Raw genomic sequence first — 20,787 nt, 5'->3', positions numbered from 1 at the left:
AGAAGAAGTGTAGGGTAATGAGCAAACGCATTGAAATTGATGATGAGTTATACCGTTTTATCGCAGGACACACCCAGCATATCGGCGAAAGTGCTTCGTCAATTTTACGGCGCCTGCTGGACCTGGAAACAGTGGATGCGCCGCCAGCAGAAGCCTCACGGGCGACTGCGAGTGGCCGGGAGCGTAGCCGCAGAAGCATTTTTGACAGCATGACCCGCGCCGATCTGGCCGGTCAGCGCAGCGCTGTGGCGCGGTTTCTTTATATTCTGGGTATGCTGTATCGCTGTCACAGTGACGAGTTTGCCGCGGTGCTTAAAATCAGCGGCCGTGATCGTCAGTACTTTGCCGTCAGTGCGGCAGAGCTCGAGGCCCATGGCTCCAGTACCAATCCGAAGCAAATCCCGGGCTCGCCTTATTTTGTCGTAACCAATAATAATACGACCCGCAAAAAATCGATGCTGACTCAGGTGGCGGAAGAACTTGGCTACACTCCACCAGAAGCTGAACAGATAAGGGACTTTCTCTGATGGCATTACATGAACGGGCCGGCCAACCGGCGCAACCGCAGGATTTAACCAATATCGCACAGCTGGTCAGCGCTTATTTTGTCAATGAAGTGGACCCGCGAAATCCCGCCGAGCAGGTCAAATTTGGCACCTCCGGCCATCGCGGTTCGGCGTTCGAGAATTCTTTTAATGAAGCGCATATTCTGGCAATGAGTCAGGCACTGGTGGCCTATCGCGAAGAACAGGGCATTACCGGGCCCTTGCTGCTTGGCAAGGACACCCACGCGCTATCCGAAGCGGCTTTTATGACTGCGCTGGAAGTATTCATCGGTAATGACATTGAAGTTCATATTCAGTCAGCTGATGGCTATACGCCGACACCGGTAATAAGCCACTCCATATTGCGCTACAACCGTGGACGCAGCAGTGGTCTGTGCGATGGCGTGGTGATAACGCCATCGCATAACCCGCCTGCTGACGGCGGCTTTAAATACAACCCGCCCCATGGCGGACCAGCTGATACGGATGCCACTAAGGTTATCGAAAAGTACGCGAATGCCTTGCTGACGTCCGAGCTGGTCGGGGTGCAGGCGGTGTCCTATGCGGAGGCACGTAGTAGCAAGTTACTGCGTGAAGTTGACTGGCGTCAGGCCTATATCGACAGCCTGCCGGAGGTCATTGATATGGAAACTATCGCCAAAGCCGGCATTCGTATCGGCGTTGATGCATTAGGCGGAGCCGGTGCCAGTTACTGGGCGCTTATCGCCGGGCAATATGGCCTGAATATTGAAGTGCATAACGAGAACGTGGACGCCAGTTTTCGTTTTATGACGCTGGATAAAGACGGAAAAATCCGTATGGATTGTTCATCACCTTACGCGATGGCGTCTCTGCTCAAGCTTAAAGATCACTATGCCGTTGCCGTAGGTAATGATCCTGATTACGACCGCCATGGAATCGTCACCCCAAGTCATGGTCTGCTGAATCCGAATCATTATCTGGCGGTCGCTATCGATTACCTGTGCCGGAACCGAAACTGGTCCGCGGACCTGGCAATTGGTAAGACGCTGGTATCCAGCGCGATGATCGATCGGGTCGTGGCCGCAAATAACCGCGAACTGCGGGAAATGCCGGTTGGCTTCAAGTGGTTCGCGCAGGAACTCCATCAGGGCGTAACTGCCTTTGCCGGCGAAGAAAGTGCTGGTGCTACCTTTCTGGATAAGCAAGGCCAGCCCTGGTCAACGGATAAAGACGGTATCATTCTGGCGCTGCTGGCTGCCGAGATCTGTGCCAGGACGGGTAAAAATCCCGGCGAATATTATGATGATTTGTGTGCGCAACATGGCACTTCATTTTATCAACGGGTGGATGTGCCGAGTTCAGCAGAGCGGAATGCGGCCTTTAGTTCAATTCGTGCCGATAAGCTGAAACTGGAATCGCTGGCGGGCGATGAGGTCAGGGAAGTGATGACCAAGGCCCCGGCAAACGGCGCCTTAATTGGCGGCGTGAAAGTGACTACGGACAATGGCTGGTTTGCCGCGCGGCCCTCTGGCACCGAGCCGGTTTATAAAATCTATTGCGAGAGCTTTGTCAGTGCCGGGCATTTACAGCAACTGGCGGACGAAGCTGAGCAGCTAGTCAACCAGTGGCTGCAGGGCTAACCCGGTTTAGCCTCTTCGCCTTCGTCGTGGGTATCGACTTCCTGGCTGGCAAGTTCGTCAATATATTCCTGTTCATCTGCCAGGGTCGTCAGCAGCTCTTCCGAAGTCTGTGACGGCCCCAGCATGGCAAAGCTTGAAGATGCCTGATCTTCAGGTTTAGCCCGGCGGGTGATCCGGAACAGCGAGTAGCCACAGACGATCAGCGCCAGCACCATAATGAGCAGGAAGAAGTAATTAACCGCCCCGAACTGCATTAACGCCGCCACCGCTGGTGCGCCGATGATTGAGCCGATTCCGCCCACCTTAATAATGGCGCCGGTGGCACCAACCATCTGGTCTTTTTCAAGAAAATCGTTAGTGTGCGCCATGCCCAGTGAATAGAGCGGCAGCACGGCCGCGCCAAACAGCGCCACACAGACATAGATCAGCCAGACGACCGACGGGCCAAGTTGCGATAAAATGAACGCCATGACAGCCCCCGCACCGGCACAGACGGCCATAATCATGCGTCGGTCATGACGATCCGAGAGTAGTCCGATGGGAGCCTGCGCCAGCATACCGCCAAGAATGAACGACGCCATAAAGATCACGACCTGCATGACGCTCAGCCCGATATAGGTGGCATACATGGGCCCGATGGCGTAAAACATGGCGTAACAAGCCTGCATGATAAAGGCATTTACAATGCCCAGAGGCACCAGTTTCAGCAGGCTGAAAATAGGGACTTTGCGGCTCTCATGGGTTGTTGGCTCTACCGTAACACTGATTAAAATCGGAATAAGTGCCAGGTTGAGCAGCAGCGCAGCAATACCAAACGCAATAAAGCCAGTGGGGTCGGCAACGCCAAGGACGAGCTGTCCGGCAACTAGTCCGCCGTAGATAAGCACCAGATAGACCGACAGCAGGGTGCCCCGGTTTTTATTATCCGCCATGGTATTGAGCCAGCTCTCGACGATAACGAATATGCCGGAAATCGCGAAGCCGGTTAAAAAGCGCATAACAAACCAGACGGTCGGGTCAACCCAGATAGCTTGCATCAGGATGGATACCGCAGCTAAGGCGGTAAGTCCGCCAAAGGCGCGAATGTAGCCGACCCGTTTAATATCTTTGGGGGCGCGGGTGGTGCCAAATAGAAAGCCAATAAAATAGGCTGACATAATGACACCCGTGGTCAGGGTGCCAAAGTCTTCAATCGTTGCTCTCAGACTAAGCAAGGTACTGGTCATGCCGACACAGATACCGATCAGCGTAATACTGCTTAGTAATGAACTAATAGCGCGGAGTTGTTGCTTGAGCATGCCTGATGGGTCCCTGGTTCGATTCTGTTTAAAAAGTTTAGCACGTTCGTGGGGCTGTCGAAACGGTGAGAGCAGATTCCTGGGGGATGTAGCTTGCTCCGCAGCAGGTGGGTGTTTATTATGTGGCTAACGATAAAAATTGGGGTTGATATGCGTTTTGTTCTCTTATGTTGTGGTTGGCTTACGCTTGCCCTGATAGCTGGCCCGGCGAATAGCGCCGTTGAGCTGAAACAACTGTATCAGAGTAGTGTGGCGGTGAGTTCACAGGCTGCGACAGAGCGTGATCAGGCTTTGCAGACGGCCTTGCGCCAGGCGCTGCTTAAGATCTCCGGGGATGATAGTTTACTGGAGCATGCGTCGGTTCAGCAGGCGCTGCGAAACGTTCGCGATTATGTGGTGCAATACGGCTACCGGCAGGAAGACGAACTTCAGTTATGGGCGCAGTTCGACCAGCAAAAAGTTAATCAGCTTATTCAGCAGGCGGGCTCCGGGATCTGGAGCAATCTACGACCGGAACTATTAATTTGGCTGGCCATCGAAGATGAGTCGCTGCAACGTCGGATGATTGCCAGTGGCGATGAAACCGTATTTGTGCAACAGCTGAAGAATGCCGCAGCCAGTCGCGGCCTGCCAATAAAACTACCGCTACTGGATCTCAACGACACCATGAGCGTATCGGTGCTGGACGTGTGGGGCCGGTTTGATGATCAATTAGCATTCGCCAGCGCCCGTTATAGTCCTGACGGTATAGTTATAGCCCGTGTTTACCAGGCGGATTCTGCCGTGACCAGTGATCGCTGGATGCTCGACTGGACCTTGCAACTTGGTGAGATGCGTTGGCGCGGTGAAGTGACCGGCATGGATCTCAGTAGCTTAGGTGCCAAGTTGATCAGTGATTTAAGCAATCGTCTGGCCCAGCGCTACCGTATTGGTACCGATGTTGAACAAGTTAACCGGTGGCGGCTGGAGATTTATGACCTGGCTGATTTAATTCAGGTGATTAACGCTGAGCAACTACTGAATTCTTTGCCTTCGGTCAACGCGGTACAGCTGGTTGCGTTCGGTGCTAATAAAGCTGAGTTTGAACTTAGCTTGCAAGCTGATCCGGCGCGCATCATGCAGGCCATTGACCTCAGTAAGCAGTTGCGACCAATGACAGCCCCTGACGATACCCTTGAAGAGCTGCGCGCGCCTCGTTACCGGTGGGTTCAGCCTGAATGAGTTCTCCGCAGTTGCCGTTGGCAGTTCAATTACCTGATGACCAGACTTTTGCCACCTTTGTTGTTGGTGATAACCGCGAAGTTACCGGATTACTGCAACAAACCAGGCAGCCCTTTGTGTATTTATGGGGTAGCCCGGGGGTAGGGAAAAGCCATTTGCTCTACGCGCTTTGTGCGGCTGAGACAGGCACGGTGATGTACCTGCCAATGGCTGAACTGGTCGCCATGCAGCCAGAGATGCTGCGGGGCATTGAAGTGTATGATTTGATCTGTATTGACGATATTGACGCGGTAACCGGCAACGAAGCCTGGTGTTTTGAACTTTTTGCCTTGTTTAACCGCATTCAGGATGCCGGGCGCGGGCAGTTAATTGTCACCGCATCGGGTTCAGCTGCGCACATTGATGTCGCGGTGCCCGACCTGAGGTCGCGGTTGCAGTGGGGCGTGTCCTTTCAGTTAAAGCCGCTGAGTGATACCGATAAAGCCCGCGCACTGCAGCGCCGGGCCCGCACCCTCGGGTTAGTTCTGCGCGATGATACCGCGCAGTTTATGGTGCAGCGGCTGGGCCGTGATTTAGGCGAATTAATGCAATGCCTGGCGCAGCTCGACCGGGCCTCAATCACAGAACAGCGTCGGCTAACTACGCCTTTTGTAAAACACGTACTGGGTATTTAACTGGTTTTCTGTTTTTTCAGACCCAGGCCCAGAGCGCGACCCTGATCGCGGGCATAACCGGTACAGCCGATGAAAGCCAGGGTGGTCAACAGCAATTCGCCGATAGCCAGATGGCGCTGCTCAGGTGCAACGTACAGCAGTGTCAGGCTATGGAGAAAATACCACATCAGGATAAAATTCGCCCAGGCATGGGTGTAAGCTTTACCACGGATAATCCCAACTAGGGGGAACAGCAGGGGAACCACCCATAGCACCACGCGAAACAGCGGGCTAAGTTCACTGCCTTGATTCCACCAGATCTGCCACACCAACATCAGTGCCAGCAAGGCAAGGTATGCCGTTACAGCGAGTGTGCGAAATAAACGTATGCGAGAAGTCATAAACGGCCTTCTTATGGATTAGCTGAACGCAGGCTTGCGGCAATACGCGTCACACGCTCACCAAGAGTAATAGCGGCATCTTTTTCCGAACGGTTCAGGTTGCTACCTGCCGCATGGTCGACATGGCTGGCCCCGTAAGGCGTGCCGCCAGCATCGGTATTTTGTATGGCCGGCTCGGTGTAAGGAATACCGCATAACACCATACCCTGGTGTAATAACGGAATAGCCATAGACAGCAACGTACTCTCCTGCCCACCGTGCATGGAACTGCTCGAAGTAAAGACTGCTGCCGGCTTATCAACCAGGCCGCCACGCACCCATACTGCTGACGTGGTTTCCCAGAATTTCTGGAGCGCGCTGACCATATGGCCGAACCGGGTCGGACTACCCATGATGAGGCCATCACAGGTGCGTAAATCATCCTCACTGACGATCATGTCGCGGGCACTGGCCGGCTCACCTTCGCTTGGTACGGTGCGCATAATGGCTTCGCCGCCGGCACTGGTGATGCCCTGTGCAATAGCATCAGCTAACTGCCGGGTCGCGCCGGTGCGGCTGTAATACAGCACCAGAATCCGGGGTGTCATGGCAGGATATCCAACACGGCTTCTGGTGGCCGGCCTAAACGCGCTCTACCGTTACAGACGACCACTGGCCGTTCCATCAGCTTCGGATGGGCAGCCATGGCGTCCAGTAATGCCTCTTCGTCGGTCACTGAAGCCAAGTTCATTTCTTTGTAAATGGTTTCTTTGGAGCGCATAAGCTCGCGGGCAGAGATAAACCCTAACTTATGCAGCAGGTCCTTCAATTCGTCAGCAGCAAGGGGATTATTCAAATAATCGATAACCTTCGGCTGAATATCACGTTGTTCAAGTAACTGCAGCGTTTGGCGGCTTTTGGAGCATCGGGGGTTATGGTAGATTGATACTTCAGACATGCGAATACCTCATTTGAATTTATAAACATAGCTTAAGGGATCCTCTATGCGTTGTCGATTTTTACGGGGGCTCTGCGGAGCGCTGGCAGCACTGATTATACTTGGTGGTTGCACGCCGGCAGCCGATTTTCAGACCGATACGCAAGGTTCGATGCGCTGGGATGAATTACGCGGTAGCTACGTGGTAGTAAATTATTTTGCTGAGTGGTGTGCGCCTTGCTTGCGTGAGTTGCCAGAACTCAATGCTTTTCACGAGCAGGCGGGGGACAACGTGCGGCTGTTCGGCGTTAGTTTTGACGGGCTCGACAATGAGGCGCTGGCATCGCTGCGGGAAAAATATGACATTCGCTTTCCGCTGATTCAGAACCAGCCGCTGCCCAATCTGCCCTTTGCGACGCCACAGATGTTGCCAGCCACTTATATCATTACGCCGGAGGGTGAAGTAAAAGGCCCCTTGCTGGGCGAGCAGACCATTGAATCGCTGCACCGGGCAACCGGCGGCAGTGACTAGTTATCTGAGTTGCTCGAGTTGACGTTTTTGTTCCATCAGCTGCTCAACCCGTGCCTGTAAGCGACGCTGCTCAAGTTCAGTGCTGCTTTGCTTATGGGCCCGATGCAGGCTGTTAATGGCTTCATCAAAACCGCCATGCAGGGCATATAACCTGGACTGGTACTCAAACATGGAACTGGAATCGCCCTTGCGCCGATAGGCGTTAATAATTAAGTCGATGGCCAGAACGTTGTCATCGTCGCGCGACAGATAATCACGCAGTAAGTTAATCGACAGATCAGGTTTGCCCGCTTCCAGCGCCGCATTGGCAAAGTTCAGCGTGATGGTCTGCTCGTTGGGTTCCCTGATATAGGCTTTTTCCAGCATGGCCAGCGCTTCATCATAGCGCTTCAGCGCCAGCAGAATATCCGTCTGTACATCCAGATAAAACGCGTTCATCGGATCGCGTCTGAGTAATGGCGCCAGGGTGGTCAGAGCTTGCTCTGGCTGGCTCTGGTCGAGCAGCAGAATTGCCAGACCGTAACGTCCGGCGTTGGCTATATCACTGTTTGAATTTGCCATGGCATTGGTTAATGCCGCCTGGTTCAGCTGCTTGAGATGACGGGTCTGCACCCGGTATTTAGCCAGCCAGTAACGGCTTTCGTCGCGAATAAGCGGGCGCGGCATCTGTTCGGCACGCTGACGGGTATCGGCGATGCGGGCCTCGCTGACGGGGTGGGTTTGCAACATGGCCGGCATTTTGCTGGCGTAGCGGTACTTTTCGGCCATGCGACCAAAGAAGTCGGGTGCTCCCTGCGGATCAAAGCCCGCCCTGGCAAGCATTGTCAGGCCGATCCGGTCAGCTTCCTGTTCATACATCCGGGTATAATTGATGCCAACTTGCTTAACCCCGGCCAGGGTGCCTGACATTGCTGCCATTCCGAGATCCGGACTGACCATCGACAGTAACAGGGATCCGATAACCGCAGCTATAGTGGCCGGTCCGGAGTTTTGCATGCTGCCCATATTACGCACCAGATGGCGCTGCGATACGTGGGCAACCTCGTGGGCAATGACTGATGCCAGTTCCGACTCGCTGCGGGTTTCTGCTATCAGGCCGGTATTGATGCCGATATAACCACCGAAAAATGCGAATGCATTAATCTGATCCTGATTAACCCAGAAAAAAGAAAACGGAAAGCGTACATCGTCGGCCTCGCGGACCAGCCGGTTGCCCAAGTCTTTGAGGTACTCCTCAAGCACCGGGTCAGCGGCAATAGGGGCAGTTGCACGCACCTGGCGCATGTACAGGTCGCCAAAGGTTTGCTCTTTTTCGATGGACATGATGCTGGCGCCGGTTGTACCTATTTCAGGTAACCGGTTCTGCGCGCTGGCGCTGGCAAGCATTAAACTGAGCAGCACCGCTGCCAACATTACTGTAATTCTGGAAAGCTGCATGATTACTACCATTCCCGGATACTGCTGATTAGGATAGACAATGTTCTGAAAGGTTCCCTATTATGACGAGTTTAAACTGTAACTCAAAAGCATTCACAGCTATGATGTCGCTAATTGATCAAGCATGGAGATTACCCGCGTATGTGGGAGTATCTGAAAAACTGGTATAACCGAAAATTCTCCGACCCCGATGCGATCACTTTATTTCTGTTGTTAGCCATTACGTTTACGCTGATTGTTTTGTTCAGCAATATTATGGCTCCGATTCTGGTCGCTGTGGTATTGGCTTATTTGCTTGACTGGCCGGCGCAACGCCTGCAGCAGGCCGGATTGTCCCGGCTGGTCGCCGTTATTCTTGTCTTCCTGTTGTTTATCGCAATTAATGTGGCGCTGTTGCTGTTTCTGGTACCGGTGATCTGGCAGCAGAGCGTAGCACTGTTTAATGAACTGCCGCAGATGTTTACCCAGACCCGCGTTCTGCTTGATCGTTTACCTGAAATGTTCCCCGGTTACATAAGCCAGGCGAATATCAATGAATTTATTGAATCGATAACCCAGCGTGGATTGATTTGGAGCGAGCTATTCCTGAGCCAGTCATTGCCTCGTTTAGTTGGTATCATGGCATTGCTGATTTATTTAATCATAGTGCCACTGCTGATTTTCTTTATGCTAAAAGATAAACAGCTATTGACCAGTCACCTTGGCCGTATTTTGCCGAGCAACCGGCGCCTGATTGCTCAGGTCGGCGATGAAATGAACCTGCAGATCATGAATTATATTCGTGGCAAAGCGCTGGAAATAGTCATTGTTGGCGTTGTGACTTACATCGGCTTTGCGCTATTTGATCTGCGCTATGCGGTGTTGCTGGCAGTGCTGGTAGGCCTGTCGGTACTGATCCCCTATATTGGTGCCGCGGTGGTTACGCTGCCGGTGTTTCTGGTGGCCTTGTTCCAGTTCGGCTGGAGTTCGATGTTCGCCTACGTGATGATCACCTACTTAATTATTCAGGCTCTGGACGGTAATTTGCTGGTGCCGCTGCTGTTCTCCGAGGCAGTAAGCCTTAATCCGGTTTACATTATTGCTGCGGTGCTCGTTTTTGGCGCCATATGGGGCTTCTGGGGCGTATTTTTCGCAATTCCCCTAGCCAGCCTTGTGAAGGCAGTCCTGACCGCGCTATCAGCTCCTGATGAGCCGATAACGCAGGATCGGATTGAGTAGCGACCTTAGTCGGACAGGGCGTCCAGTACTACCTGGTGATGATCTTTGGTTTTGAACTTATCAAATACTTTGGCAACAGTACCGTCCTGATTAATCAGAAAACTGATCCGGTGAATGCCGTCGTATTCTTTTCCCATAAACTTTTTAGGGCCCCAGACACCGAAGGCTTCGGCTATTTTGTGATCTTCATCACCTAGCAGGGTGAAGTTAAGTTCATCGCGTTCAGTGAACTTTGCCAGCCGCGCCGGCGCGTCGGGACTGATCCCTACGGTAATCACGTTGCGCCCGGTAAGTTCCGGCTGATGATCCCGTAGCTGCTGTGCCTGCACGGTACAACCGGGGGTCATTGCCTTCGGGTAAAAATAAACTAATACCTGACCCTGTTTTAATAAATCCTGTAAGGCTACAGGCTGATTATGCGCGTCTGGTAGTTCGAAGGCTGGTGCTTTATCGCCTGTTTTCAGGGTTTTCATGTTTATTCCTCGGTTTGGTCTTATGGATTCGATCTTGTGGCGCTCCTGAGCAAGCTGTTTATCATGGTATGGGAAGCACGCAAAATCTGCAAAAAAGCTATTATCCTTGTGTTTGATAAGTACTAAAAGTACCATTGTAAACTTGGTAAAAAATGGGGAGCAAGCATGTTAACAGGCAGTATTGTCGCACTGGTGACTCCATTCACAGCGCAAGGCAATGTGGACTACTCTGAACTTGAAGATTTAGTTAACTGGCACTGTGAACAGGGAACCGACGCAATTGTTGCAATGGGAACCACAGGCGAGTCGGCGACCATGAGCCATGATGAGCACATTCTGGTTGTCAGCGCGGTGGTTGAACTGGCGGCAGGGCGTATCGCGGTGATTGCCGGGAACGGCTCGAATTCAACGGCCGAAGCGGTGCATCTGACAGAACGGATGAGCCATCTTGAGCTGGCCGGTTTTCTGAATGTGAACCCCTATTATAATAAGCCGTCGCAGCGCGGCCTCATCGCTCATTATCGTGCCTGTGCTGAAGCCAGTGATATTCCCCAACTGCTTTATAATGTGCCCGGCCGTACCGCCGCTGATTTGCTGCCGGAACAGGTGGCTGAACTGGCGGAAATTCCGAATATTGTTGGTATCAAAGAAGCCACCGGTGATGTCACCCGGGTGCGTCGTCTGCGTGAACTTTGCGGCGATGATTTTATTTTATTAAGCGGTGACGATCCTACCAGTTGCGAGTTTTTGTTAGCGGGCGGTAACGGCGTCATCAGCGTGACTGCCAATGTGATGCCCGATATCATGAAAGAAATGGTTACTGCTGCGCTTGCCGGTGACCGGGATCGCGCTGAAGAACTGGATAAACAAATGGCACCAGTTCATGCCGCTATGTTTGTACAGGCCAACCCAATTCCGGTGAAGTGGGCGCTGAGCCTGATGAACAAGATCAAAGCTAATTATCGGTTACCTATGACAGAGCCGGAACTTAAACAGCAAGAGCATATCGAACAAACATTACAACAAGCTGGATTAATCTAAGCCCGGAGTACGAATGAAATCTATTGTAGTCAGTTTGACCTGCCTCAGTGTCGCAGTGATAGGAGGATGTAGTTTTACTCCTCAGGAACAAGCCGAAGGCGATTTTCGTTATACCGAGGCCGCTTTGCATGATGGTCTGGAGGCAGCTCCCGGGCTGACCCTGCCGGAAAGCCGCTCACAGTATCGGGTGCCGGACGTGCAGGCCAACACCCCCGTTGGCAAAAGCGTAAATATAAAATCGCCAATCTTAGTATGGCCAACCGCGGCGGGCAGCCGCGTCGAAGAGACTCAGGACGACGTAAAAGTCTCCTTCGATGAGCTTGAAGGTATGGCCAATTTAGCTGAGTTTGTGTGGGGCAGCGCGTTGGCGGAATTGTCAGCCCGGCAGATCCCGGTAACCAGCGAACAGCCGCAACAACGCCTGGAAACCGGTTGGGTAGTCGATGAGCGTGAAGTCGGCGAGGACGATCTGTTGCTACGCACTGAACGCCGCTTTGAGCTCGTCATGGAAACGCCGGATCACGGTCGCACTACGTCGCTGAGCGTGGATATGATTGAGAAACAGGAGTCAGGCCCGGGTAAAGGCTTTAGCTCTGGTTTGGTTGCTGATCGTAATGCAGAAGCGCGCTTTCTCAACAGCATCATCAACGAAGTTGCGGTTCGCCAGAACACCAATCAGGGTATTGTTGCCACGGACGACAGCATTGATGTGACCGCGGGCTTCAACGAAGAAGGTTACCCCGCGCTTACCCTTGATACCAGTTTCCAGAATACCTGGGGTCTGATGGGCGCCGTACTGCCTGAGCTGGGCTTTGCTATTGATGATTTAAATCAGTCCACTGGCCGTTACTATACGACCTATGCGAAAAGTCAGAGTGGTCTGTCGAAGCTGGCATTCTGGCGTGATTCAGCCGAAGGCAAACTGGATATTCCAGAGGGCGACTACGAAGTTCAGGTAACCGGTAATCGCGAACTGACCACAATAACCTTCTATTTTGATGGCGAGGCTTTGTCGGCCGCTCAGCTTAACCGGCTTTATGGTCCTGTTGCTGCCGAAATTCGTCGCCAAAACCAAGGTTAAGTTATCTACTTTTTTAAACTAGCTGGAGATTATGCTGCTCATGGAAAAACGTACTGAACTTTATCGGGGTAAGGCAAAAACTGTATACACCACCGATGATCCGGAGCGTTTGATTTTACTTTTTCGGAATGACACCTCAGCGTTTGATGGCGAAAAAGTTGAGCAGCTGGATCGCAAGGGCATGGTGAACAATAGGTTTAATAACTTCATCATGACCACGCTTGAAGAAGCTGGCGTTCCAACTCAGTTGGATCAGGTTCTCAGTGATACCGAAACCTTGGTGAAACGGCTGACGATGATTCCGGTTGAGTGCGTGGTGCGTAATTTCGCCGCGGGTTCACTGTCACGTCGGTTGGGAGTAAAAGAAGGCCAGGCGCTTGAGCCGCCGACGTTTGAACTCTTTCTGAAGAACGATGCGCTGCATGATCCTATGATTAATGAATCCCACGCGGAGACGTTTGGCTGGGCGACTGCTGCGCAACTAGCCAAAATGAAAGAGTTAACCATGAAGGTCAACAGCGTATTGCGCCGGCTGTTCGATGATGCAGACATGATGCTGGTTGATTTCAAACTGGAATTTGGTACCGACGCTGAGGGCAATCTGGTGCTGGGTGACGAGTTCAGCCCGGACGGTTGCCGTCTCTGGGATAAAGAAACCGGCAAAAAACTGGATAAAGATCGCTTCCGTCAGGGGCTTGGCGGCGTGGTTGAAGCCTACGAAGAAGTTGCTTCGCGGTTAGGCCTTAAACTCTAGTCCGACTTGTTTTCGGGCGGATCACCGTCGGAATCATCATCTGCATGCCGTCGCTTATTAAGCGACGGCATTTTCATATTGGCAGTATGCTTGAGCAGTAATAAATTACCGATAACCACGCCGAACACCAATGCCAGTGCTAGCCAAACCATATTGTTTCTCCGGGCGGTCCGGGCGGGCAGATGGCATCAATATAGTTGCGCTTAATTTCGGGTAACTGCTCGAGAATCAATTCTTTACCCGCCAATTCCTGCTCGTCGATAGCAGCAAGGGTTTGGTATAACAGATCCACGCTCAGGTGCTCCAGCGCCGGTTGCGCCAAATCAATGTAACTCAGATGCCAGGGCTCGGCGGCGACGCCGCCCTGATAACGTGCGTACGGGAAGAAAAATCCGTAACTGGCAGCGTGTTGCTGCAACCAGGTATATAAATCAAAGCAGGGACCACCATCCTGGTATTCATCTGCAATCAGCTCCAGGCGTCGCGACCCATGCGCAAAGGGTCGCGGGTCATAGACGTCAAAATCGGTTCCCCAGTGGTGCCGGCTGGCACCGGGCAGGGCAGACCAGGTCAGTATGGCCTGAATTTTTTGCGCCGCGGAAAGCTGTTGCGGATCCAGCCGTTCACCCCGGTCGCTGTACAGCGGCAGTTCACCATTAAATTTTTTATTCCAGATCAGGCGCTGGCGATCAAAATCGCGGAACGCCGATGCTATGGCCATATCGATACCATCATCGCTGGCCGCTTTGCGCATAAGTAAAAACGCGCCCCAGACGGTTTCCTGCAACCGAAGTTTATCGCTCAGACCCGGCGAGGTGGTTACATGAGCGGTGCTGCGACCAGTGAGCTGATTCGGGGTTAACATAGCAATTCTTCCAGAATCTGTTGGTAAATATCCACGAGGGTCTCCAGATCGTCGGTATGGACACATTCATTAATTTTATGGATGGTGGCATTGACCGGTCCCACTTCAATTACCTGTGCGCCGGTGGGAGCTATAAAGCGACCATCTGAAGTACCGCCAGCGGTAGAAAGTATCGGTGATCGGCCGGTCCTGGCTTTTATCGCTGTTACTGTGGCGGTAACCAGGTCGCCATCGGCAGTCAAGAACGGGTCGCCGTTAAGCTTCCAGCTGATACTGTAATCCAGTTGATGGCGATCGAGGATATCAGCGACCTGAGTTTTTAACTGTTCAGCCGTGGTTTCGGTACTGAACCGGAAGTTAAACTGGACCAGCAGCTCGCCGGGGATCACATTCCCGGCGCCGGTGCCGCCATGGATATTGGCTATCTGAAAACTGGTTGGCGGGAAAAATTCGTTGCCTTGATCCCAGCTCATGGCAGCTAGCTCAGCAATTGCCGGCGCGGCTTTATGAACCGGATTTTCTGCCAGGTGCGGGTAGGCGACATGGCCCTGAATACCAAAGACGGTTAAGTCACCAGTGAGGCTACCCCTTCTGCCGTTCTTAACGACATCACCCAGAGTTTCAGTGCTGGATGGTTCGCCAACCAGGCACCAGGTGATTTTTTCTGCTCTTGCCTCAAGCGTTTCGACAACTTTCGGCGTACCATTAATGAACGGGCCTTCTTCATCGCTGGTGATCAGAAAAGCGATGCTGCCACGATGATTCGGATGTTGCGCCACAAAGCGCTCGGTAGCCACTACCATGGCGGCTAAACTGCCTTTCATATCGGCTGCGCCACGGCCATATAAATAGCCACCGCTGAGCGTGGGTTCAAAGGGTGGAAAGGTCCAGGCGTGTTCCGCCCCGGCTGGCACCACATCGGTATGGCCAGCAAAGCAGAACACCGGGCCTTCGCTGCCGCGCCGGGCCCAGAGGTTGGTGGTATCGGCAAATAGCATGGGCTCCAGCGCGAACCCCATACTCGCCAGCCGTTGGCCGATAATGAGCTGACAGTCTTCGTCGGCAGGGGTGACAGAGGGCCGGCTAATTAACTCGCGGGCCAGCGCAATAACCGGGCTATCTGGGCTCATTCTGAGACCTCCAGTTGCTGTTGCCACTGCTGCTGATTGAAGCCAACCAGCAAGCTATCTGCAGCGACAAGCACGGGCCGTTTAAGCAATATAGGGTAAGTTTGTAACAACCTGATGACATCGGCAGTAGCGGTCGTCTGCTGTTCTGCCGGGCTTAGCTGGCGCCAGGTGCTGGAGCGTTTATTGAGCAGAACATCGCTGCCGGCAGTTGCCAGCCAGCCGGCCAGCAGCTCTTGCGAAAGTGGTTCTTTGCGAATGTCACAAAAGCTATGAGTGATGTTATTCTGGGTTAACCAGTTCCTTGCTTTACGAACGGTATCGCAATTTGGAATTCCGTAGACAGACACTGACATAGGTTTGTTTTGACCTGATTTTAATAGTTATCGGGTAGGTGTTGTCATTGTGACAAATCAACTGTGAATTCTCCACATTTTATGTGGATAAGTCTGTGGGTTAGCTGGTCTGAACTATCTAACCTTATGAATTTAAACAAAATAGCACTCTGGTCGAAGAGTGTGCAGGTTGCCTGTTAATTATGCGAAAATCGATTTTTCAGATCTTTAAGGATGGCCAGCGTTATGCGCATACCTGGCCGCGGCATGCGGTGGTTGCGGCGATGACGGAATCGGCGGTGGTGCCGGCCGTGAACTTTGCTGCCCGCTGGCTGCCACCGGTAGCGGTGATTAACTTTGTGGTGCAGTGGCAATGGCAGGGCGACGCTTTGTTGCCGCAGGCCATTGTGACATCGCTGTTTATATTGTCATTACCGTTACAGGGGTGGTACTGGCTGGGTCGTCGGGCCAATACGCAGCTGACGCCGCAACTAAAACACTGGTACCTGCAACTGGCCACTAAATTAAAGGCTGAGCCGCGAAACCAACCCAATTATATGGATCTGGCGGTGATGTTACGAAAAGCGTTGAGAGAATTGCCGCCAGATGAGCACTGACGGCATCAGTGCGCGGGAACAGAACTTAACCGAGCGAGAAGGAGCTCCAGACCGGGGCGTGGTCTGAGGGTTTTTCGATACCGCGGAGTTCGTAGTCAATCCCGCTTTCGACACAGCGCTCAGCGAGCTGCCCGGTAGCCAGGATGAGATCGATGCGCAGCCCCCGGTTATCGTCAAAGCCGCGTGAACGATAGTCAAACCAGCTGAACTGATCCGTTAATTCAGCGTTTTGTATGCGGTAGGTATCAACCAGTCCCCAATCCAGAAGCTTATTCAGCCATTCCCGCTCTTCTGGCAGGAAGCTGCATTTACCGGTGCGCAGCCAGCGTTTGGCATTGTCTTCACCAATACCGATGTCGCAATCCTGATGGGAAATATTCACGTCGCCCATCACGATAACCGGTTGCTGCGGGTCAAGGTTCGTTTCAAGGTAGGTCATTAAATCGGCATAAAACTGGCGCTTTGCCGGAAATTTGGTGGCATGGTCGCGGCTTTCGCCTTGCGGGAAATAACCGTTCAGAACACGTACTTTTTCGCCGCTTTCAGTTACGTAGTCGCCCATAATCATGCGGCGCTGCGCGTCGTCCAGATCGGTAGCGAAGCCGTACTGCGGGTTTTCCAGGGGTTTTTTGCTAAGTAAGGCCACGCCATAATGCCCTTTCTGGCCATGGAAAATAACGTGATACCCCAGCGCTTCTACCGCTTCTTGTGGAAATTGCTCGTCGTGGACTTTGGTTTCCTGCAGACCAATCACATCAGGCTGGTGTTTGGCGATAAGCGCTTCAAGCTGATGCAGACGGGCGCGAATACCGTTGATATTAAAGGAAATGACTTTCATGAATAGGTGTTTCCGCTTTGTTTTTGCTAATAAATTCAAGACCGAAGTAGCATAGCATGGTCGCCCCGGCGGTGCGATAATAGGCTCAGGCTGACAGGCTGCTGTAGCCTCATTTTTACAGTATACTGATGAGAAATAATTCGTAAAACAGGGAAACTTCTTCATGGCTGCCGACTGGCTTCAAATTCGGGCAGGGCGCGAAGCGTGGTTGCATATACAGGAACAAGGACTGAAACCCGCAGATATAGGTCTGTTGATGGGGGCGTCCGGAGGTCCGAAATGGTTTATTTTACAGGGCTTGGATCGTTATCTCTTCGGTGATTTTCTGGCGCGCCGTGAGCAGCCGCTGGACATGCTGGGAACGTCCGCCGGCGCCTGGCGCTTTGCCAGTTTAGGCCAGACTGACCCGGTAGCGGCCAGTGATTTATTCTGCCGGCTCTACAGCCATCAGACCTATAGCGAAAAACCTGATGTGCGTGAGATCACCGATGAGGCCCGGAAACTGCTTCACGAATACATTCCGGACGATGCTGTCGCTGACATTCTGGCGCAGGACAAATTCCGGCATCACTTTATTGTGACACGGTGCCGCGGGCTCGCCGCCAAAGAGGGGCGATCACAGTTACTGGGCTTATTAGGATCGGCGGCGGCAAATGCCGTTAATCGCCGCTGGCTGGGCCGTTTTTATGATCGGGTCATATTTCACCATCCGAAATCGGATGCAGCTTTTACCCGGGGCTGGAATGACTTTCCGACGCACCATGTGGAATTATCCGCCGCTAATTTCAAATCAGCATTGCTGGCGACGGGTTCTATCCCTATGGTGATAGAGGGCGTCCGTGATATTCCCGGAGCGCCTCCGGGTATTTATCGCGATGGTGGGATTACCGATTATCATTTCGATGTCGACCTGAGCGCGGTCAACGGCCTGGTACTTTATCCACACTTTCATCAGGAAGTGGTACCGGGCTGGTTTGATAAAAGCCTGCGATGGCGGCGCACGCAGGGAAAAATTTGGCCGAAAGTGATCCTGATGACACCGACGGACGAATTCATCAGGACGCTACCTTACGGGAAAATACCTGATCGCAAAGATTTTTCTAACCTTTCTGCTGCTGAGCGACTGAAATACTGGCAGCAGGCAGTTGAACAAGGCAAGCGTATGGCCGATCAGCTTCATGAGTGGATCGAAACGGATAAATTACGCGAGAAAGTTCGCCTCTGGAAATAAGGTTTTAAACTAATGGAATTTCGTGGCAGCCCTGAGTTCAGTCATAAACAAAAAGATCGGGTCGGGGTACTGATTACCAACTTAGGTACCCCGGACACTCCCACGCCACCTGCGCTACGCACTTACCTGCGTGAGTTTTTGTCTGATCCCCGTGTTGTCGAAGTGCCGCGGCTGCTCTGGTGGTTGATTCTGAATGGCGTGATTTTGCGGCTACGGCCGCGCCGTTCAGCCGCCGCATATAAAACGGTCTGGACCGATAGGGGCTCGCCCTTGCTGTTCTATACCGAAGATCAGGCTGCGGCATTGCAGCAGGTGTTACGGCAACAGCATGGAGATGACGTGATCGTCCGCTTTGCCATGCGCTATGGTCAGCCGAGTATTGCTGAGCGTTTACAGCAGTTGTTTGATGAGGGCGCGCGAAAATTAGTCGTGCTGCCCCTGTATCCGCAGTACTGCGCCGCGACAACGGCTTCAACTTTCGATGCTCTGGCGCGGGATTTTACCAAACGCCGCTGGTTACCGGAGTTGCGCTTTATTAATCACTATCATGATTACGAACCTTACATCGAAGCTTGTGCCGACAGCATTTCGCGGTTCTGGAACGAGCATGGCAAGCCGGATAAACTTATTCTTTCGTATCATGGCGTACCCAAAAAATTCCTGCTTAAAGGCGATCCCTATCACTGCGAATGCCATAAAACATCACGGCTTATCGCTGCCCGGCTGGGACTGGATAAAAGCGAATATATGACGACCTTTCAGTCGCGCTTCGGCCGTGAGGAATGGCTGACACCCTATACCGATGAAACCCTTAAGGCACTTCCGGCGCAGGGGACAAAAAACGTCCATGTGGTATGTCCGGGCTTCGCCGCCGATTGCCTGGAAACAATCGAAGAAATTGGTGAAGAAAACCGCGCGTATTTTATCGAGGCTGGTGGCGAAGGTTATGCCTATATTCCCGCGCTGAATGCCGAGCCTCAGCATATCCAGGCACTCGCCAGCCTGATCAACCGTACTGTACAAGACTGGCTGCCACTGACTCATGACGAAGAACAGCGTGCCCGTCTTGCCCAGCAGCTCGGCCAACAGCCAGCGACGCCAAAGGCCCATGAGTAAAACGGATACCGGGCGCATCGCCGAAAGCATCGGCCCCTTGCTGGCTGAACATCCGGATGAAACTGGCGTGTTGCCGCTGACCGATAGTCAGGAAGCTTTTGCTGCGCGTATCCAACTTGCTGAACAGGCCGAGTTCACGCTGGACCTGCAATATTATATCTGGCGCAATGACCGTACCGGCGCCCTGATGTTTGAGGCGATTCATAAAGCCGCAGATCGTGGCGTGAAAGTTCGTTTGCTGCTCGATGACATCAACACTGCCGGTATGGACTCGGTATTAACTGGCCTGCAGTCGCATGCCAATATTGAGATCCGATTGTTTAATCCGCTACGCATCCGCTGGCCCCGGTTTATCAATTACCTCTACGATTTCCCTCGTATCAACCGGCGCATGCACAATAAAGCCTTCATCGTTGACGGGCAACTGCTGATCAGCGGCGGTCGCAATATCAGCGATGAATATTTCGGCGCCACGGATGACTTACTTTTTGCCGATCTTGATGCGCTGATGATTGGTGATGTCGTTACCCGGGTGGCAGACCTGTTCCAGCAGTTCTGGGATTGCGACTCCGCGGTACCGCTTGGTGAGCTGATGACCCTGGTGCGGCCGCAATCGTTAGCAAAATTAAGCGAGCGCGCTTCGGTGGTGGAGTCTGATCCCGGCGCCCGCGACTATGTCGAAGCCATCGAGAAACTGTCATTTTTTAAAAAAGTGCGTGAACACGAGTTAGATTTCGTCTGGGCTGAAACCGAAATGGTTTGTGATGCGCCCAGCAAAGGGCTGGGTAAGGCAAAGCCGCATCAGCTGATTGGCCATCAACTGCAAAAAGCGGTAGGTGAGCCGGCCTCGCACATCAACCTGGTTTCGCCCTATTTTGTGCCGACACGCGTCGGCGTGGATCAGCTGGTAAAATACGCTGAGCAAGGTATTGAGATTGCGATTCTGACGAACTCGCTGGCGGCGACTGATGTAGCGGTAGTGCACGCGGGCTATGCGAAATGGCGTAAGCGCCTGCTGCGCGCTGGCATCCAGTTGTTTGAGTTACAGCGGTTATCGCCGCTTGCCCGGCGGCAGGAACGCAAACAACGGCGGCAGCGGATGAAAGGAAAAAAAGGACGCTTTGGTAGTTCGGCCTCCAGCCTGCATGCTAAAACCTTTGAGATTGATCATGAGCGGGTGTTTTTTGGATCCTTTAACTTTGATCCGCGCTCAGCTCAGCTAAATACTGAACTTGGTTTTGTTATTCACAGCTGCAAGCTGGCACGTATGATTGCTAAGGAATTTTCGAAAACAGTACCGCATTACGCCTATAAGATCGCACTCGTTGATAATAAAATCGTCTGGGAAGAGCGGCTTGGCCGGGAGGTGACTCGCTATCACCAGGAGCCCTCAGCCTCACTGTGGCGTCGGGCTGCGACACGCGTACTGGAACGGTTACCGATTGACTGGTTGTTGTAATAAACAG

Annotated in this window: 24 protein-coding genes; 13 read left to right on the top strand and 11 right to left on the bottom strand. The window is 52.7% G+C overall.

The genetic code is table 11. The features are described from left to right. Window positions 1–17: 17 nt before the first annotated feature. Both IDSA_RS04970 and pgm read left to right on the top strand, forming a co-directional pair. Window positions 18–527, top strand: a complete 510-nt coding sequence (locus IDSA_RS04970; protein WP_034774707.1) for an N-carbamoyl-L-amino acid amidohydrolase — start codon at window positions 18–20, stop codon at window positions 525–527. Continuing rightward, on the top strand, window positions 527–2,167 hold the full coding sequence (gene pgm, locus IDSA_RS04965) for a phosphoglucomutase (alpha-D-glucose-1,6-bisphosphate-dependent) (RefSeq protein WP_034774705.1): 1,641 nt from the start codon (window positions 527–529) through the stop codon (window positions 2,165–2,167). Before IDSA_RS04970 ends, pgm begins: the two co-directional genes overlap by 1 nt. On the opposite strand, the gene IDSA_RS04960 is transcribed toward pgm, so the two are convergent. Beyond that, a complete protein-coding gene (locus IDSA_RS04960) occupies window positions 2,164–3,465 on the bottom strand; it encodes an MFS transporter (RefSeq protein WP_034774703.1) in 1,302 nt (433 codons plus the stop codon). The genes pgm and IDSA_RS04960 overlap by 4 nt on opposite strands. A 120-nt stretch (window positions 3,466–3,585) precedes the next feature. On the opposite strand from IDSA_RS04960, the gene IDSA_RS04955 reads away from it, so the two are divergent. Both IDSA_RS04955 and hda read left to right on the top strand, forming a co-directional pair. Continuing rightward, window positions 3,586–4,686, top strand: a complete 1,101-nt coding sequence (locus tag IDSA_RS04955; RefSeq protein ID WP_034774700.1) for a DUF2066 domain-containing protein — start codon at window positions 3,586–3,588, stop codon at window positions 4,684–4,686. Continuing rightward, window positions 4,683–5,360 (top strand): DnaA regulatory inactivator Hda, encoded by a 678-nt coding sequence (gene hda, locus IDSA_RS04950; protein ID WP_034774696.1) that lies wholly within the window; start codon window positions 4,683–4,685, stop codon window positions 5,358–5,360. The genes IDSA_RS04955 and hda overlap by 4 nt, the downstream gene beginning before the upstream one ends. Here the strand turns inward: hda and IDSA_RS04945 are convergent. From IDSA_RS04945 to arsC, 3 genes are read right to left on the bottom strand one after another with little or no spacing between them, the layout of a single operon-like run. Beyond that, window positions 5,357–5,740, bottom strand: a complete 384-nt coding sequence (locus tag IDSA_RS04945) for a DUF2069 domain-containing protein (RefSeq protein ID WP_034774693.1) — start codon at window positions 5,738–5,740, stop codon at window positions 5,357–5,359. The genes hda and IDSA_RS04945 overlap by 4 nt on opposite strands. 11 nt (window positions 5,741–5,751) lie before the next feature. Then, window positions 5,752–6,327 carry an NAD(P)H:quinone oxidoreductase gene (gene wrbA / locus IDSA_RS04940; protein ID WP_034774690.1) on the bottom strand — a complete coding sequence of 192 codons (576 nt, stop codon included), beginning with the start codon at window positions 6,325–6,327 and terminating at the stop codon, window positions 5,752–5,754. Beyond that, on the bottom strand, window positions 6,324–6,677 hold the full coding sequence (gene arsC / locus IDSA_RS04935; protein WP_034774687.1) for an arsenate reductase (glutaredoxin): 354 nt from the start codon (window positions 6,675–6,677) through the stop codon (window positions 6,324–6,326). Before arsC ends, wrbA begins: the two co-directional genes overlap by 4 nt. Before the next feature lie 46 nt (window positions 6,678–6,723). Between arsC and IDSA_RS04930 the strand changes: the two genes are divergently transcribed. Continuing rightward, on the top strand, window positions 6,724–7,188 hold the full coding sequence (locus IDSA_RS04930) for a TlpA family protein disulfide reductase (RefSeq protein ID WP_034774686.1): 465 nt from the start codon (window positions 6,724–6,726) through the stop codon (window positions 7,186–7,188). Here IDSA_RS04930 and bepA read toward each other — a convergent pair whose 3' ends face one another. Continuing rightward, window positions 7,189–8,625, bottom strand: coding sequence for a beta-barrel assembly-enhancing protease (bepA, locus tag IDSA_RS04925; RefSeq protein ID WP_232221260.1), 1,437 nt, complete (start codon window positions 8,623–8,625; stop codon window positions 7,189–7,191). Window positions 8,626–8,766: 141 nt separating this feature from the next. Between bepA and IDSA_RS04920 the strand changes: the two genes are divergently transcribed. Continuing rightward, a complete protein-coding gene (locus IDSA_RS04920; protein ID WP_034774684.1) occupies window positions 8,767–9,843 on the top strand; it encodes an AI-2E family transporter in 1,077 nt (358 codons plus the stop codon). A 5-nt stretch (window positions 9,844–9,848) separates the two neighbouring features. On the opposite strand, the gene bcp is transcribed toward IDSA_RS04920, so the two are convergent. Next, a complete protein-coding gene (gene bcp / locus IDSA_RS04915; RefSeq protein WP_034774683.1) occupies window positions 9,849–10,316 on the bottom strand; it encodes a thioredoxin-dependent thiol peroxidase in 468 nt (155 codons plus the stop codon). A gap of 165 nt (window positions 10,317–10,481) precedes the next feature. Here bcp and dapA point away from each other — a divergent pair, with 165 nt between their 5' ends. Genes dapA through purC form a run of 3 tightly spaced genes read left to right on the top strand, consistent with a single transcriptional unit; the run spans window position 10,482 to window position 13,192 of the window. Then, window positions 10,482–11,357, top strand: coding sequence for a 4-hydroxy-tetrahydrodipicolinate synthase (dapA, locus tag IDSA_RS04910; protein WP_034774682.1), 876 nt, complete (start codon window positions 10,482–10,484; stop codon window positions 11,355–11,357). Between the two features lie 13 nt (window positions 11,358–11,370). Further along, entirely contained in the window at window positions 11,371–12,438 is a 1,068-nt protein-coding gene (gene bamC, locus IDSA_RS04905; RefSeq protein WP_034774678.1) for an outer membrane protein assembly factor BamC, read from the top strand. Between the two features lie 40 nt (window positions 12,439–12,478). Then, window positions 12,479–13,192, top strand: coding sequence for a phosphoribosylaminoimidazolesuccinocarboxamide synthase (gene purC / locus IDSA_RS04900; RefSeq protein ID WP_034775047.1), 714 nt, complete (start codon window positions 12,479–12,481; stop codon window positions 13,190–13,192). Here purC and IDSA_RS11985 read toward each other — a convergent pair. From IDSA_RS11985 to IDSA_RS04885, 4 genes are read right to left on the bottom strand one after another with little or no spacing between them, the layout of a single operon-like run. Continuing rightward, entirely contained in the window at window positions 13,189–13,344 is a 156-nt protein-coding gene (locus tag IDSA_RS11985; RefSeq protein WP_084694038.1) for a DUF2897 family protein, read from the bottom strand. The two genes, purC and IDSA_RS11985, sit on opposite strands and share 4 nt — an antisense overlap. Continuing rightward, window positions 13,332–14,057, bottom strand: a complete 726-nt coding sequence (locus tag IDSA_RS04895; RefSeq protein ID WP_034774676.1) for a M15 family metallopeptidase — start codon at window positions 14,055–14,057, stop codon at window positions 13,332–13,334. Before IDSA_RS04895 ends, IDSA_RS11985 begins: the two co-directional genes overlap by 13 nt. Beyond that, the gene (gene dapE / locus IDSA_RS04890; RefSeq protein ID WP_034774674.1) at window positions 14,051–15,187 is read right to left on the bottom strand and encodes a succinyl-diaminopimelate desuccinylase; all 1,137 of its coding nucleotides are present in this window, start codon (window positions 15,185–15,187) and stop codon (window positions 14,051–14,053) included. Before dapE ends, IDSA_RS04895 begins: the two co-directional genes overlap by 7 nt. Then, entirely contained in the window at window positions 15,184–15,540 is a 357-nt protein-coding gene (locus IDSA_RS04885; protein WP_034774672.1) for a Spx/MgsR family RNA polymerase-binding regulatory protein, read from the bottom strand. The genes dapE and IDSA_RS04885 overlap by 4 nt, the downstream gene beginning before the upstream one ends. Window positions 15,541–15,722: 182 nt before the next feature. On the opposite strand from IDSA_RS04885, the gene yfbV reads away from it, so the two are divergent. Continuing rightward, the gene (yfbV, locus tag IDSA_RS04880) at window positions 15,723–16,136 is read left to right on the top strand and encodes a terminus macrodomain insulation protein YfbV (protein ID WP_034774670.1); all 414 of its coding nucleotides are present in this window, start codon (window positions 15,723–15,725) and stop codon (window positions 16,134–16,136) included. Between the two features lie 25 nt (window positions 16,137–16,161). Here yfbV and xthA read toward each other — a convergent pair whose 3' ends face one another. After that, window positions 16,162–16,974 carry an exodeoxyribonuclease III gene (xthA, locus tag IDSA_RS04875; protein ID WP_034774668.1) on the bottom strand — a complete coding sequence of 271 codons (813 nt, stop codon included), beginning with the start codon at window positions 16,972–16,974 and terminating at the stop codon, window positions 16,162–16,164. A gap of 163 nt (window positions 16,975–17,137) precedes the next feature. On the opposite strand from xthA, the gene IDSA_RS04870 reads away from it, so the two are divergent. Genes IDSA_RS04870 through IDSA_RS04860 form a run of 3 tightly spaced genes read left to right on the top strand, consistent with a single transcriptional unit; the run spans window position 17,138 to window position 20,780 of the window. After that, window positions 17,138–18,205 carry a patatin-like phospholipase family protein gene (locus tag IDSA_RS04870; protein ID WP_034774666.1) on the top strand — a complete coding sequence of 356 codons (1,068 nt, stop codon included), beginning with the start codon at window positions 17,138–17,140 and terminating at the stop codon, window positions 18,203–18,205. A 12-nt stretch (window positions 18,206–18,217) separates the two neighbouring features. After that, a complete protein-coding gene (hemH, locus tag IDSA_RS04865) occupies window positions 18,218–19,321 on the top strand; it encodes a ferrochelatase (protein WP_034774664.1) in 1,104 nt (367 codons plus the stop codon). Beyond that, the gene (locus tag IDSA_RS04860) at window positions 19,314–20,780 is read left to right on the top strand and encodes a phospholipase D family protein (RefSeq protein WP_198024035.1); all 1,467 of its coding nucleotides are present in this window, start codon (window positions 19,314–19,316) and stop codon (window positions 20,778–20,780) included. Before hemH ends, IDSA_RS04860 begins: the two co-directional genes overlap by 8 nt. Window positions 20,781–20,787: the final 7 nt, after the last annotated feature.

Origin of the sequence: Pseudidiomarina salinarum, assembly GCF_000753715.1 — a bacterium.
Classification (GTDB): Bacteria; Pseudomonadota; Gammaproteobacteria; order Enterobacterales; family Alteromonadaceae; genus Pseudidiomarina; species Pseudidiomarina salinarum.
This window is presented reverse-complemented; position numbering and strand designations above follow the sequence as displayed.

Bases quoted from the DNA above. Each gene is read 5' to 3' on its own strand.
- IDSA_RS04970 (WP_034774707.1), top strand. From the start codon at position 18: ATGAGCAAACGCATTGAAATTGATGATGAGTTATACCGTTTTATCGCA.
- pgm (WP_034774705.1), top strand. From the start codon at position 527: ATGGCATTACATGAACGGGCCGGCCAACCGGCGCAACCGCAGGATTTA.
- IDSA_RS04960 (WP_034774703.1), bottom strand. From the start codon at position 3,465: ATGCTCAAGCAACAACTCCGCGCTATTAGTTCATTACTAAGCAGTATT.
- IDSA_RS04955 (WP_034774700.1), top strand. From the start codon at position 3,586: ATGTGGCTAACGATAAAAATTGGGGTTGATATGCGTTTTGTTCTCTTA.
- hda (WP_034774696.1), top strand. From the start codon at position 4,683: ATGAGTTCTCCGCAGTTGCCGTTGGCAGTTCAATTACCTGATGACCAG.
- IDSA_RS04945 (WP_034774693.1), bottom strand. From the start codon at position 5,740: ATGACTTCTCGCATACGTTTATTTCGCACACTCGCTGTAACGGCATAC.
- wrbA (WP_034774690.1), bottom strand. From the start codon at position 6,327: ATGACACCCCGGATTCTGGTGCTGTATTACAGCCGCACCGGCGCGACC.
- arsC (WP_034774687.1), bottom strand. From the start codon at position 6,677: ATGTCTGAAGTATCAATCTACCATAACCCCCGATGCTCCAAAAGCCGC.
- IDSA_RS04930 (WP_034774686.1), top strand. From the start codon at position 6,724: ATGCGTTGTCGATTTTTACGGGGGCTCTGCGGAGCGCTGGCAGCACTG.
- bepA (WP_232221260.1), bottom strand. From the start codon at position 8,625: ATGCAGCTTTCCAGAATTACAGTAATGTTGGCAGCGGTGCTGCTCAGT.
- IDSA_RS04920 (WP_034774684.1), top strand. From the start codon at position 8,767: ATGTGGGAGTATCTGAAAAACTGGTATAACCGAAAATTCTCCGACCCC.
- bcp (WP_034774683.1), bottom strand. From the start codon at position 10,316: ATGAAAACCCTGAAAACAGGCGATAAAGCACCAGCCTTCGAACTACCA.
- dapA (WP_034774682.1), top strand. From the start codon at position 10,482: ATGTTAACAGGCAGTATTGTCGCACTGGTGACTCCATTCACAGCGCAA.
- bamC (WP_034774678.1), top strand. From the start codon at position 11,371: ATGAAATCTATTGTAGTCAGTTTGACCTGCCTCAGTGTCGCAGTGATA.
- purC (WP_034775047.1), top strand. From the start codon at position 12,479: ATGGAAAAACGTACTGAACTTTATCGGGGTAAGGCAAAAACTGTATAC.
- IDSA_RS11985 (WP_084694038.1), bottom strand. From the start codon at position 13,344: ATGGTTTGGCTAGCACTGGCATTGGTGTTCGGCGTGGTTATCGGTAAT.
- IDSA_RS04895 (WP_034774676.1), bottom strand. From the start codon at position 14,057: ATGTTAACCCCGAATCAGCTCACTGGTCGCAGCACCGCTCATGTAACC.
- dapE (WP_034774674.1), bottom strand. From the start codon at position 15,187: ATGAGCCCAGATAGCCCGGTTATTGCGCTGGCCCGCGAGTTAATTAGC.
- IDSA_RS04885 (WP_034774672.1), bottom strand. From the start codon at position 15,540: ATGTCAGTGTCTGTCTACGGAATTCCAAATTGCGATACCGTTCGTAAA.
- yfbV (WP_034774670.1), top strand. From the start codon at position 15,723: ATGCGAAAATCGATTTTTCAGATCTTTAAGGATGGCCAGCGTTATGCG.
- xthA (WP_034774668.1), bottom strand. From the start codon at position 16,974: ATGAAAGTCATTTCCTTTAATATCAACGGTATTCGCGCCCGTCTGCAT.
- IDSA_RS04870 (WP_034774666.1), top strand. From the start codon at position 17,138: ATGGCTGCCGACTGGCTTCAAATTCGGGCAGGGCGCGAAGCGTGGTTG.
- hemH (WP_034774664.1), top strand. From the start codon at position 18,218: ATGGAATTTCGTGGCAGCCCTGAGTTCAGTCATAAACAAAAAGATCGG.
- IDSA_RS04860 (WP_198024035.1), top strand. From the start codon at position 19,314: ATGAGTAAAACGGATACCGGGCGCATCGCCGAAAGCATCGGCCCCTTG.